10 protein-coding genes are annotated in these 12663 nt (G+C 58.1%); 4 read left to right on the forward strand and 6 right to left on the reverse strand.

Annotated elements, in window-relative coordinates; translation table 11 throughout:
- Positions 1–89 precede the first annotated feature (89 nt).
- The 5 genes from M5J09_RS10170 to can all read right to left on the reverse strand — a co-directional run bounded on the left by M5J09_RS10170 (position 90) and on the right by can (position 5763).
- Entirely contained in the window at positions 90–407 is a 318-nt protein-coding gene (locus M5J09_RS10170; protein ID WP_257157773.1) for a hypothetical protein, read from the reverse strand.
- Between the two features lie 77 nt (positions 408–484).
- Entirely contained in the window at positions 485–1144 is a 660-nt protein-coding gene (locus tag M5J09_RS10175; protein ID WP_257157774.1) for a hypothetical protein, read from the reverse strand.
- An 86-nt stretch (positions 1145–1230) separates the two neighbouring features.
- Positions 1231–2010 (reverse strand): hypothetical protein, encoded by a 780-nt coding sequence (locus M5J09_RS10180; RefSeq protein WP_257157775.1) that lies wholly within the window; start codon positions 2008–2010, stop codon positions 1231–1233.
- Positions 2011–2157: 147 nt separating this feature from the next.
- The gene (locus M5J09_RS10185; protein WP_257157776.1) at positions 2158–2727 is read right to left on the reverse strand and encodes a TetR/AcrR family transcriptional regulator; all 570 of its coding nucleotides are present in this window, start codon (positions 2725–2727) and stop codon (positions 2158–2160) included.
- A 219-nt stretch (positions 2728–2946) separates the two neighbouring features.
- The gene (can, locus tag M5J09_RS10190) at positions 2947–5763 is read right to left on the reverse strand and encodes an aconitate hydratase (RefSeq protein ID WP_210385396.1); all 2817 of its coding nucleotides are present in this window, start codon (positions 5761–5763) and stop codon (positions 2947–2949) included.
- A gap of 281 nt (positions 5764–6044) precedes the next feature.
- Between can and M5J09_RS10195 the strand changes: the two genes are divergently transcribed.
- The 3 genes from M5J09_RS10195 to M5J09_RS10205 all read left to right on the forward strand — a co-directional run bounded on the left by M5J09_RS10195 (position 6045) and on the right by M5J09_RS10205 (position 10979).
- Entirely contained in the window at positions 6045–6521 is a 477-nt protein-coding gene (locus M5J09_RS10195; protein WP_070536465.1) for a DUF6676 family protein, read from the forward strand.
- Between the two features lie 1339 nt (positions 6522–7860).
- On the forward strand, positions 7861–9834 hold the full coding sequence (locus M5J09_RS10200) for a DIP1281 family NlpC/P60 protein (protein ID WP_257157777.1): 1974 nt from the start codon (positions 7861–7863) through the stop codon (positions 9832–9834).
- Positions 9835–9860: 26 nt separating this feature from the next.
- Positions 9861–10979: a ferrochelatase gene (locus M5J09_RS10205; protein ID WP_257157778.1), complete on the forward strand. Its 1119-nt coding sequence runs from the start codon at positions 9861–9863 to the stop codon at positions 10977–10979.
- 30 nt (positions 10980–11009) lie between these two features.
- Here M5J09_RS10205 and M5J09_RS10210 read toward each other — a convergent pair whose 3' ends face one another.
- A complete protein-coding gene (locus tag M5J09_RS10210) occupies positions 11010–11777 on the reverse strand; it encodes a hypothetical protein (RefSeq protein ID WP_257157779.1) in 768 nt (255 codons plus the stop codon).
- Between the two features lie 39 nt (positions 11778–11816).
- Here M5J09_RS10210 and M5J09_RS10215 point away from each other — a divergent pair, with 39 nt between their 5' ends.
- Positions 11817–12659, forward strand: coding sequence for a DUF3097 domain-containing protein (locus M5J09_RS10215; RefSeq protein ID WP_257157836.1), 843 nt, complete (start codon positions 11817–11819; stop codon positions 12657–12659).
- Positions 12660–12663 lie beyond the last annotated feature (4 nt).

Here is a 12663-nt window from a genome sequence, read left to right on the forward strand (position 1 = left end):
AAACATGCGACTGACCACCCGCACATAACCACCAACAACGCCTGAGTAAGACACCGCTACCGGATACTCACTCAGGCGCTACCAGATACTCACCACACCGCTACCATTTCAGTCTTCTGAACATTCGTCTCCGAGTACACCGCAAAGGCGGCTGCAGCTATCGCGAGGCCTATGATAAAGACGGTAGTGACGAGTATTCCGGTGATGAGTCCAGTGGAATTCTTTTCCAGGAGGGCGCGTCCCGGGCTGGGGCCGGCGCCATCGATGATTTCGCGGATACCACTGCGATCTATATGTGGATTTGGCTGAGATACATCGGCTGTAGATTGTTGAGCTGCAAGAGTTCTCGGCTCATGCGGCGAAAGCTTCAATTTGGTGCGCGGCAGAGTGATGGGGGATTGTGTCATAGTTCGCACACTAACTGAGAAGCCAGCACCTATAGTGCTGGATGGGGAGCTTCGCCTTGGAGGCATAGCCCGCATTACTAAGCACGCAGTGCAGCAGTGATCCCAGCCCGCACTTGACCTTCCGTGAGCCTGTGCAAGAAGCCGGCTTCACTAAGCGGCTTGGTGGCTATGTGACCTGCTAGGTACCAACCGTTCACTCGCTCAAACTTCGCGTTTTCTTCATCGTTGACCACAGCGATGCCCATGCGAGCACATTCCTCAGGAGTACGGTTGTCAAGAAAGGCTTCAGTAGTGATGTCGAAGCTCGAACCATCCCTGGAAAACAGTCTCGCTTTGGCCCGGTAGCAATACTCCGTCGGATCATATTCATGTTCGACGGTGCCAGTGTTCCAGATTTCACCTACAAGCGCTGGGTAATACTCGAGCCATCCGTTCTGTGCGGCGAGTCGAACGCGCTGCGCACCCCAAGTGTTGCGTCGGATTGATTTCCCAAGGTCGTGTACTCCCACAATGAACGCTGCGGACAAGAGCAGTTTGATGGCCCAGGAAATCGCCGGGTGGATGATGACCTCATCGTCCATGACTAGGGCAGTGGCGGAAGCTGCGAGGATTAGCACAAGGATGGCACGCCCCACCAATGATTTCTTATTGAGCGCTGATTTTCCGGGGAAAGGGCCGGCGGCGTAGACAGCTCGTGCGACATCGGGCGTTGCGGGTGCCGGGTTAGGAGAGGACACGGACCGCCTGGTCTTCGGGATAATTCGGTCAGAATAGAAATGACTCTGAAATTCGAATGGTGCGAGTGAATTCTGGAACATCCGACCTACTTCACCCATGAATTTTCGGCGAAGGTCAAGACAGCCTCCATTTGCTCTTTGCTGAGCCCGTGTTGAAGCGCGGGAGTGGGGTTGGGATCGTCAGCACGGTAGGCAACGACATGCCAACCGTTGTTATGGTTGAAGTCCACCGTGGCAACCAGCGGGCCATCCGCCACGGTGAAACCGCGCATCTTTAGCCAATTGGGATTGGCGCTGACAAATTCGGCGCACCATGCTTTCGGCATTGAGCCATCTGGTTGAAGAATTAGTAGTGGAGCTTTGTAGTAATGTTCTGTTGAGTCGTCATTCCTCCTGCGCCGATGCAACACCAATTCCCCGATGAGTGCCGGCCGGTATTCGATCCATCCGTTTTTCCAGGCAATGGACGTGCGCTTGGAACTACGTTTCTCACTTCGTACAACGAGAATTGCAAGACCGACAAACAAGACTGCGAGCGCCCCGCAAATTAGGAATCCATGCACTATACCGGAGCTATCTCCCTCGTCGCTTCCAGCAGAAATGAAGATTACAAACCCGAATATAAGTGCGAGGAAAGCCGCAGTTACGCCGAAGAAACCAATGAATAATCCTGCGAGCACATCGCTTGCCTTTGCGCGGCCCGGTGGCAAGCCAGTGGAGTCAATGACCTCTCTGATACCGCTGCGGTCGATTTCCCGATTTGGCTGGGAATCATGCGTTTGAGATTCCTCTGGTGCAAGGTAAGCTCGCGCCTTATCTGAGATCTTGAGCTTTGTGCGCGGCAGTCGGATAGGAGAATGAGTCATACCTCACAGACTAGCGGTAGTAAAACCCTGTGGGCTATGTACAACAGGCCCCTGGGGGAGCAGTACCCGTAAATCGTGTGTGGGTGGACCTCCATGCCTGACAGCGTCATGAGGACACAGTGCCCATAACGAGGAAACAGTGTGCAACTACTGCGTGCGCGTTCCGCGGATTGTCTGCTCAACCAACAAAAGAACCTGCTCCAAGTTCGACGTGTCACCCAGTGCGAGGCGGTTAATGAATCCATCCATAAAGGTCTCCAGATAGGTCACCAAGGTGTCGATGGAGACATCGTCGCGTAGCCGGCCCTTCTCAGCATTGGATTCCAAGCGGGCGCGCACGGCTTTGCCAAGGACTTCATGTTCCTCGCGCCAGCGAGTGGCAAAGGAAGGATCGGTGCGCAGCATTGAGGCCACTTCTAGGCGGGTGGCGAGCCACTCGTGGCGCTCAGGGTGGCGGAGCATTTCGCTCATCACCTCGACCAAACCGTTGTTTGCCACGACCTCCGCCTCCCGGGCGGCATCCTCCCGAGCCAGCGCGAGGAAGAGCGATTCCTTATCACCGAAGTGGTGGAAGATGGCGCCTCGTGACTTTCCGGTGGCCTCTTCCAATCGGCGGACTGTGGCACCTTCATAGCCATGCTCTGCGAAGCATTTTCTCGCCCCGACGAGGATGTCGTTACGGCGGCGGTTGAGCTCAGAATCGCTCATAATCGGCATGGCTGGACAATCTCCTTGGAAGGAAGCGCGGCACGAAACTGCCGCAACGATAGCGGGTAAGGGAGGGGAACCGAGTAGGGAAATACATGCCAACGACTCGGTAAATGGAAAGCTTTGTGGATAAAGAAAGGCCAGCCAGCACTCATCTCGTTGCTAGCCGGCCTTCCGCTGAGCTATGCAGAGCCCACCTCGTGGGCTCTCAAAGCGGCTTGAGCCTTCTTAGGCCTTGACCATCTGGCGCAGCACGAACTGCAGGATGCCGCCGTGGCGGTAGTAGTCGGCCTCACCAGGCGTGTCGATGCGAACCTTGGCATCGAACTCGACGGTCTCGCCGGATTCCTTGGTGGCGGTGACGTGTACCGACTTCGGAATGCCGCCTTCGTTGAGGGCTGCGATGCCATCGATGTCGAAGGTCTCGGTGCCGTCGAGGCCGAGGGACTCGTGGGACTCGCCCTCCGGGAACTGCAGCGGGATAACGCCCATACCGATGAGGTTGGAGCGGTGGATACGCTCAAAGGACTCGGTGATGACGGCCTTGACACCCAGCAGGTTGGTGCCCTTGGCAGCCCAGTCACGGGAGGAACCGGTGCCGTACTCCTTGCCGGCCAGAACGACCAGCGGGATGTCAGCAGCCTTGTAGTTCTCGCAAGCATCGAAGATGAAGGCCTGCGGAGCACCGTCCTGGGTGAAGTCGCGGGTGTAGCCGCCAGCAACGTCGACCAGCTGGTTCTGGAGGCGGATGTTGGCGAAGGTGCCGCGCATCATGACCTCGTGGTTACCACGACGGGAACCCAGGGAGTTGTAGTCCTGGCGCTCCACACCGTTCTCATCCAGGTACTGAGCGGCCGGGGTGCCCGGCTTAATGGAGGAGGCGGGGGAGATGTGGTCGGTCGTGACGGAGTCACCGAGCTTTGCCAGAACGCGAGCGCCCTTGATGTCCTCGACCGGCTCCGGCTCAGTCGGCATACCGTCGAAGTACGGAGCCTTGCGGATGTAGGTGGAGTCCTCGTTCCACTCGAAGGTCTCACCCTCCGGAACGTCCAGGCTGCGCCATGCGTCATCGCCCTTGAAGACGTCAGCGTAGTCAGCCTCGTAGAGCTCGCGGGAGATAGCCTGCTGGATGGTGTCCTCGATCTCCTGCGGGGAAGGCCAGATGTCCTTAAGGAAGACATCGTTGCCGTCCTGGTCTTGGCCCAGCGCCTGGGTCTCGAAGTCGAAGTCCATGGTGCCGGCAATAGCGTAAGCGATAACCATGATGGGGGAAGCCAAGTAGTTCATCTTGACGTCCGGGGAGATACGACCCTCGAAGTTACGGTTACCGGACAGGACTGCGGTAGCAGCCAGGTCATGCTCGTTGATGGCGTTGGAGATCTCTTCCGGCAGCGGGCCGGAGTTACCGATACAGGTGGTGCAGCCAAAGCCGGAGAGGTAGAAGCCCAGGGCTTCCAGGTCCTTCCACAGGTCTGCACGCTGGAAGTAGCCGTCCACAACCTGGGAACCCGGAGCGCAAATGGTCTTGACCCACGGCTTGGACTTGAGGCCCTTCTCAGCTGCCTTGCGGGCAATGAGGCCGGCGCCGACCATGACGGACGGGTTAGAGGTGTTGGTGCAGGAGGTGATGGATGCGATAGCAACCATGCCGTGGTCCAGGGTGTACTCGCCGCCGTTCGGGGAGGTGACGGTCACCGGGTTGGACTGACGGCCGGAACCGCCCTTGGCAGCGGACTCACCTTCACCAGCGCGGGACTTGTTCAGACCGCCAGTGACGTCAACGAGAGAGTTCTCGTCGCCACCCTCGGAGGTCATGCGCTTTGCGGCGAGAGTGGTCTCGTCAGCGACGACGTCACCGGAAGCGTAGGTCGGCAGATCCTTACGGAACTGCTCCTTAGCCTCGGAAAGGAGGATGCGGTCCTGCGGGCGCTTCGGACCAGCGATGGACGGAACAACAGTGGACAGGTCCAGCTCGAGGTACTCGGAGTACTTAGCCTCCGGAGCGTCTTGCTCGAGCCACATGCCCTGAGCCTTGGCGTAGGCCTCTACGCGGTCGATCTGCTCCTGCGGGCGGCCGGTGAGCTCGAGGTACTTGATGGTCTCCTCGTCGATCGGGAAGATCGCAGCGGTGGAGCCGAACTCTGGGGACATGTTGCCGATGGTGGCACGGTTAGCCAGCGGAACAGACTTCACACCGTTGCCGTAGAACTCGACGAACTTCTGGACCACGCCGTGCTCGCGGAGCATCTCGGTGATGGTCAGAACAACATCGGTAGCCGTCACACCGGTCGGAATCTCGCCGGTGAGCTTGAAGCCGACGACGCGCGGGATAAGCATGGAGACCGGCTGGCCCAGCATGGCAGCCTCGGCCTCGATGCCGCCGACACCCCAGCCCAAGATGCCCAGACCGTTCTCCATGGTGGTGTGGGAGTCAGTACCAATACAGGTATCCGGGTAAGCAACGCCTTCGTTGTCGAAGACGACGCGGGAGAGGTACTCAATGTTGACCTGGTGGACAATACCGGTTCCCGGAGGCACAACGCGGAAGTTGGAGAAGTTCTCAGCACCCCAGCGCAGGAACTGGTAGCGCTCCTGGTTGCGCTCGTACTCGATCTCAACGTTCTTCTCCAGAGCGTCGGAGGAGCCGAAGGCCTCAACAATAACGGAGTGGTCAATAACCATCTCTGCCGGGTTAAGCGGGTTCACCTGGTCCGGCTTACCACCAAGGGTGGCAATGGCCTCACGCATGGTGGCAAGGTCAACGACACAGGGGACGCCGGTGAAGTCCTGCATGAGGACGCGGGCCGGGGTGAACTGGATCTCGGTGTCCGGCTCAGCGGACGGATCCCAGTTCGCCAAAGCGTTAATGTGGTCCTTGGTTACGTTCTTGCCATCCTCGTAGCGCAGCTGGTTCTCAGCCAGCACCTTGAGGGAGTACGGCAGCTTCTCCAGGCCCTCGACCGCATTGATATCGAAGTAGTCGTAGGACTTACCGTTGACATCAAGAGTCTTCTTGGCACCGAAGGAGTTCAGGCTTTCAGTCACAGGGAGCTCCATTCCTTGGTTTTCGCTTGTGGGTTGTCGAACACCTTTAACATGTTCATCGAGCTCATCGAGGTGATGCCGGCATCCGGAGGAGTTCGGCGCATCGACGTTCTCAGAACGCGAAGGTTCCTAAACCATTGTAGAGGTTGGAACCCACGGTTGGTGCCACTATAACAGTACGGGCGTTCTGTTTCATCCATTTCGGGGGTACCGGCGCGTCACAAGCTTCACCCAGAGCCTTTCCGTTTAAGCTCAGGCGGGCAGAGATAAAGGAGAGACTCATGATCCCGGCTGGCGTAGACGTCGATAACATCGCCGAGCAGCTCTCGGAAGATGGCGTAGCCTTCTCTAATCCGGAACTGGCGCTTGACGACGCCCTCCAGGAACCCATCGCCGAGTCCCTCCGTCCCAATCACGGGGTAGCGGTCGTTGATGTCTTTCCTGAAAAGATTCCCGATCTACGAGATCTAGCGACCGCCCTACAAAAGGAGACTGGTCTCGACACCGTCATCCTTCAAGCCCCCATGAAGGTGTCGGCGGTAAGTAACTCCTATGACCGGGCAGCGCTCGAAGCCGCTGAGGATTCGCTGCCCCCAGGCCTCGATCAGGTCACACTCCTCAATGACTTCTACACAGCGGCCGATGGGTTCTCGGCGCCATGGCTTGCCATCCTGGGAACAATTTTCTGCCTAGCGGTGTTGGCGGGCGCTATGGCTTTCCGAAGCGCCGCCCACGATCACCGGTTCATCTCACACTAATCCGTTGCCGAGATCTGTGCTCAAACTGTCCTACAGTCGGACAGACAGTTTGAAGTTCAAAAGTAACGTTTCGAGGGGATTTCATCGGGGACAGCGGGGTGGCCATGCGCCTTGCGCGAGTGATTCGGCCACCCTGGGAGAGTGGGGAAGAGGCGAACGAGTCAACCACTAAGGCTTTACTTTGAGGGTGGGGGAGTGGTTTTGGCGCTGTGCCGCGTTCGGGGACTGCCCGCCCGACGAGTGGCCGGGATGCCGGATTCAATCGACACCCGACGTCGTTCAGCTGAAAGGCGGGCAAGGCTCAAGACTTGTCGAACAGGCTTGAGGGAAGAGTCAAAGAGATCCCGCGTCGGCAGCCCACATTAAGCATGAACTGCGACTGACTGTCGCTTCGTCCTGGATGTAAATTGCGCTGGTACAGGCTGCGTTACATCTATGTGAGAAACGTCACAATCACACCTTGGTAACAAAATCATTGCAGGTTAGGTACTTCTGTAAGGGTCTGTGGCTGGACTTAACTCATGTGAAAAATGAGGAAAGTGTGCGGAATGGCGTGTCGGTGACGTATGGTTCACGTATCGACTCACGGGTTGACTCTTGCTTCATGTGTTCATGGGCCAAGCCTTGACTCTCAACTGAGACGACGCACGGGTATGTGGGGAAGCACGCCACGAGCGAATACGGCAGTTGAGGTTCACCGTCTGGCAAATGAGCGCCGTGCTTTCACAAGCACGCAGCGTTACGGGTTCCTCGCCGCAGTCGGTACCAGTGTTCGACTTTTTCAAAACAAGACACCTACCTTCCGAATGGGAGAGGCTCCTTTTCGCTTCCTGTGCGCTCCGTGCAGAGAAGTGCCGCGGCTTCTCGCCCTGTCGGTTCCCGGTCGGGTGCCAGCCATAGGGGCATTCTCCGCGCGCAGCGGAGGAGGATGCTTTATGCGCGGGGCGCTCGGCGAGGAGGAACCTCCCAGCGCGATGGCCTTCGAGTGACGTGTGCCCCTTTCGCTATCGGGACCATGGGTGAGGCTCCTATTGCTGCCTCGCGAATATGGTCCGGGTCTTAGCGTTGGTGTACACCCCGATTGGCTGTAGCTTAACCACGCTTTTGACAGGGTCTCAGATGAGTGCGTCCGCACCGGACGACCTCCATTCCCTCCTTTGGCATGCCCTTCTTTCCCTAAAGAATTGCTCAAGAAGCGCATGTAGTACGGAAGTGCCCCCGTATCCGTTGTCCTTGACTCTCCCGTGTCGCAGTAACCGGCGCCCGGGTCGAGCGTGCGCTATTGCTGTCGCGCCTAGGGCAGGTAGGAAACTGGGTAGGTGTCGAGGAGATATTTCTCGTGGCCACCACTTCATCCTTTGGCTTTCGTCGCTTTAAGGCAGCGTTTACTGCCATCGCGACCACAGCCGTATTGTCTACAGTCTCATCAGTCACGCCAGCCATAGCGGCGGAACCAGAGCAGCTCAACATCAAGCAGCTGTTGTCGTCTGACAACCCATCTATCGCAGACCTTGCAGGGGCCATCGCTCAGGTAGAGGAACGCATTGCTGAGGCCGAGGCCGCGATTGGCTCACACCGTGAGGCAGTCAACCGAGCGCTCGTTGATCTCAATGATGCTCGCACGAAGGCCGAACAGGCGCGTCGCGGCACGACGACGGCCCGCGAGCAACTGGGCCTGGCAGAGGACGAGGTAGCTCAGGCTCAAGCAAAGCTTAACGATATTTCACGCTCTGCCTACCGCCGAGCAAACACGTCTGACTCGGTCTCTCGTGCAGCCGGCAAAGACGCTCGCTCCGACATGCTTGAGCGCCAGGCTCTTCTCCGTTCGCAATCCGACAAGCAGCAGGGCGTACTAGCCCAGCTCGAGCAGGAACGAACCAAGAAGGCAAACAAGGAGTCTCAGCTTCGGAAGACTCAACAACTTGCTGAACGGCGTGAGGAGCAAGCAACTGAGGCGGAAGCTTCAGCGCGCCAAACGCTTACAGACTCTGAAGCGTCAATCGAAGAATCAGCAGCCGAGCGTGTCGAGTTACTCTCTCAGCTCACATCGCTCCATAAGGCTTTAAATCAAGCTAAGGGTGTTGACGAAGAAGAAAAGTCAACCGTCCCGACTGGACCTAACGTCCAGGACGAGAGCTTGACCGAAGCGGATCAGGGTGCCCATGGAACCACGGCACCGGTCACAGAAGACCCGGCCGCGGAAGACCAGCCGACTGAGGAGGCAAAGAAGTCTGAGGAGCCTTCGGCGTCCTCCAGCGCTCCAGCTTCCGTCGCAACTGAAGAATCTACTGTCGCCGAGGGGCCGACCGCAGTTGAGGCCCGCAACCGTACGCTCCAAGCGCAGCAAACCAGCCCTTCGGTATCGCCAGAGCAGATGAAGGAGCTCTCTAGCGCAGCGGATACCTTGTCGTCCGATCCGAATGTGAAGGAATTGTCCTCGAAGTCTGCAGACCGTAAGGAGCATGCGGGAGGAAGTTCCTTTGATCCGACGTCACTTGACCCCGAAACCGTCGCTCTGGGCATCGGCGTCGTGGGTAGTGTTGCCTCTATTGTGGCAGCGTCCCAACCCAGCCACAGCAATAGTCTCACTCCCGATGAAATCGATGCACTAGCCCAGGGGTCATCGAAGCTCTTTGCCCTTCAATCGGAGCAGTCAGCGACGGGGACGACACAGTCGGTATCGAACCAAGAGGCGTCGGCAAGCACTGCAGACACAACGACATCCGAGGAAACCTCCACGGAATCTACGTCGAACTCGTGGGGCACACGTGGTGAAGGAGACTCCGAAGATGAGGACTCTCTTGCCTCTGACGTGTCAGACGTGCTCGAGGAACTCGAAACGACCGATAGCATCACGGACAAGGCCACTTCCAAGCTTGGTGATGCTTCCCGTGAGGCGAAGATAGAAACCGTCATCCAGCGCGCTACTTCTCAGGTTGGCGTTCCTTATGCATGGGGTGGCGGCGACGCAAACGGACCGACCCAGGGTATTCGCGATGGCGGCGTCGCTGACTCTCACGGCGACTACAACAAGATTGGCTTCGATTGTTCCGGTCTCGTGCTCTATGCTTTCGCCGGCGTGGGCATCTCTCTACCGCACTACACCGGCTATCAGTACCAGAAGGGTGAGAAGATTCCGACCAGCGAGATGGAACGCGGTGACCTTATCTTCTATGGCCCCAGTGGCAACCAGCACGTAGCGATCTACCTTGGTGATGGCACCATGGTTGAGGCTCCACAGTCCGGTCAAAATGTCAGCATCACCCCAGTACGGCAAGGCGGAATGTCCCCGTATGCCGTGCGCCTACTTTAGACAAGCGCGTTGCTAAACTGGGCGGCATGACTGAAACACAGCGTACGGCCCCCGGTGCTGGCTTCGGCACTGGCCAAGCACCCTCCACTTTTGACGCCCTCCTCGTTCTTTCTTTCGGTGGCCCGGAAGGAAACGAGGAGGTCGTCCCGTTTTTGGAGAATGTGACCCGCGGGCGAGGCATCCCGCGCGAGCGCTTGGAAGAAGTGGGCGAGCACTATTTCCACTTTGACGGCGTTAGCCCTCTTAACGCCCTCAATCGCGATATCATTGCCAACCTCGAGTCTGAGCTGAAAGATCGCGGACATAATCTACCCGTGTATTTTGGCAACCGTAACTGGCACCCCTTCGGCACAGAAGCCGTCGACCAGATGGCGGAAGACGGGGTTCGCAACGTCGCAGTGTTCGCTACGTCGGCCTGGGGAGGATACAGTGCCTGCCGCCAGTATGATGAGGACATCACCAAACTGCGTGACTACGTCGCGGACAAGGGATACCCTGAGATCACGTTTACTAAACTGCGCCAATTCTTCGATCATCCGAAGTTCGTGGGCGAGATGGCGGACGCGGTCCGTGAGGCTTACGCGGAAGTAGCGGAGGAAAAGCTACCGAAGACGCGCATGCTTTTTACTGCGCACTCGGTGCCCACGGCTCATGACTCCGTAGGAGGCGCTGAAGGCGATAAACACATCTATTCTCGTCAGGTTGCAGAAGCCTCTCGACTTGTCGCCGAAGCCGCCGGCGTCAAGGAGTACGACCTCGTGTGGCAGTCCCGCTCCGGGAACCCGTCCACTCCATGGCTTGAGCCCGATATTGTCGATCACACTACCGAGATTCATAAGAACGATGGCATTGAAGCTGTAGTGGTCTGCCCGATCGGTTTCATTTCCGATCATATGGAGGTCATCTGGGATCTCGATTCAGAGTTGCAGGATGCCGCCGATGAGATGGGTGTCAGTGTGCACCGCACCCGGACCGCAGGTCCTTCCCAACGGTTCGCATCACTGATCATCGACCTTGTGGATGAGCTAGAACAGGGCTCACAGCCTGAGTCATTAGGCAACGTCACCGTGCAGGGCTGCACCGTTAACGGTGCTCCGTGCGCTGAAGGCTGCTGCGATATTTGGTCGCTGAAAAAGGCACACTAGGCATCCAGGAAACCTACCTGCGTACCCAGCTCACCGGGCAAAATCGCTGAGTGCGTAGGCCACCCCAGCCATTCGCGCTTGACGAATGTGACGCCAGAGCCTGAGAAGCTGAGGATCGAGGCTGTGATCGTTGATACGGTCCGTCACGGTTTCGATGATGGCGGCTACGCGATCCGCACGCGCAAACAGTTTGGCCGCGCGCTCAGGCACTGCCGAGGGCAACCCCGGGGTGTCATAGAAATCACTCAGGGTTCCCACTGTTAGTCGAGGATTCGGGAGAACGTCGCTGCGGTAGCCAGTAGTCTCAATGAGCGCGGCCGACTCGTTAGTTGCGCGGCTCAGAAGGGCATCGGCATCGCCCGGGCTTAACCATGACGGTGCGGGCAGTGGAGAGTCTTCGTCGATGGCAGTCCAGATAGTTACTCCGTCTGCATAGGCTGGAACGAGAACCACGTGGTGTTCCCGATCGTTGGTGCGCACCACAATGGCCCCGGCTGGGTTATGTGCTACCGCGACAGCGGATTCAGATCCGGCGGGCAGAGCTGGCGCCTCACCGGGGCCGGAAAGAACAAGGCGCAGCAGAGGCTCGCGTTCACGGCGATCAATGATCTCAGTAGTTTCGCGGCGGAGGCGAGCGAGAAGGTCAACGAAGGCTGCACCGTCTGGACCGGTTTGTTGACCGCCGAGCTCCACAATGGCGTCGAGGAAATCATCCGTCGATTCTTTGCCCCAGAGCCATGCTCCGAGCCATAAGGCGACATTTTGAACAGGGGACCAGACCTCGGCGCGCATATCCATGGCTGGCCAGTGTAGACGATAGGGTAGACCGCTATGAGCATGAATCCCCGAGACCCGTATGGCGGAGATATTTTCGCCGGTCACGCACGCACGAAGAAGCCGGACTACCCAGAGGTTCCTGCAGAGCCAGGCATGGTCGTCGAGGTTCGGGGAGATGACTTCGTGGGGGCGGTCATGGGTGTTGATAAGACGGCCTGGGGCCCAGTGGTACGACTGGAGGACCGCTACGGTGTCGAGCGAGTGTTCAACCTTGTCAAGGGTGGGTTTCTGGTGGAAGGCCAGCCGGTGACTCTGACTCGCTACGTGGCGAAGCAAGCACCCCGCAAATCCAATTCAGGGTCGCGTCGCGTAGAAAATCTTGAGGCCAAGGTAGCTGCCCCCTCTCGCATCTGGGTAGAGGGAATCCACGATGCCGCGATCGTGGAAAAGGTCTGGGGCCATGACCTCCGGGTGGAAGGCGTTGTCGTTGAATACCTTGAAGGGCTCGACAACTTAGAGGAGCGCCTCGCAGAGTTTCAGCCGGGCCCCGGCCGCCGCGTTGGTGTACTGGCAGACCACCTAGTTGAGGGCTCTAAAGAAACGCGTATGACCCAGACTGTCGGCGAGCACGTGCTCGTGACGGGGCATCCCTTCATCGATATTTGGGCAGCAGTTAAGCCGGAGCGTCTTGGGCTGCGGGTCTGGCCAGAGGTTCCCTATGGCGAGGACTGGAAAACGGGGATCTGCCAGCGAGTGGGCTGGTCCGATCCGAAGGAAGGCTGGAGCCGCGTCTACAACGCGGTGAATTCCTTCCGAGATCTCGATTCCACGCTGATTGGCGCGGTTGAACGGCTTGTGGACTTTGTAACCACTCCGGAGCTCTCGAAAGCTGACTTGCTATAAAGAA

It is taken from the genome of Corynebacterium sp. BF-R-2, assembly GCF_024586525.1.
GTDB classification, from domain to species: domain Bacteria; phylum Actinomycetota; class Actinomycetes; order Mycobacteriales; family Mycobacteriaceae; genus Corynebacterium; species Corynebacterium singulare.

What these genes read in the sequence shown, in the direction of transcription:
- M5J09_RS10185 (WP_257157776.1), bottom strand. Translation starts at nt 2,727, where the DNA reads ATGCCGATTATGAGCGATTCTGAGCTCAACCGCCGCCGTAACGACATC.
- M5J09_RS10215 (WP_257157836.1), top strand. Translation starts at nt 11,817, where the DNA reads ATGAATCCCCGAGACCCGTATGGCGGAGATATTTTCGCCGGTCACGCA.
- M5J09_RS10205 (WP_257157778.1), top strand. Translation starts at nt 9,861, where the DNA reads ATGACTGAAACACAGCGTACGGCCCCCGGTGCTGGCTTCGGCACTGGC.
- M5J09_RS10170 (WP_257157773.1), bottom strand. Translation starts at nt 407, where the DNA reads ATGACACAATCCCCCATCACTCTGCCGCGCACCAAATTGAAGCTTTCG.
- M5J09_RS10210 (WP_257157779.1), bottom strand. Translation starts at nt 11,777, where the DNA reads ATGGATATGCGCGCCGAGGTCTGGTCCCCTGTTCAAAATGTCGCCTTA.
- M5J09_RS10195 (WP_070536465.1), top strand. Translation starts at nt 6,045, where the DNA reads ATGATCCCGGCTGGCGTAGACGTCGATAACATCGCCGAGCAGCTCTCG.
- M5J09_RS10180 (WP_257157775.1), bottom strand. Translation starts at nt 2,010, where the DNA reads ATGACTCATTCTCCTATCCGACTGCCGCGCACAAAGCTCAAGATCTCA.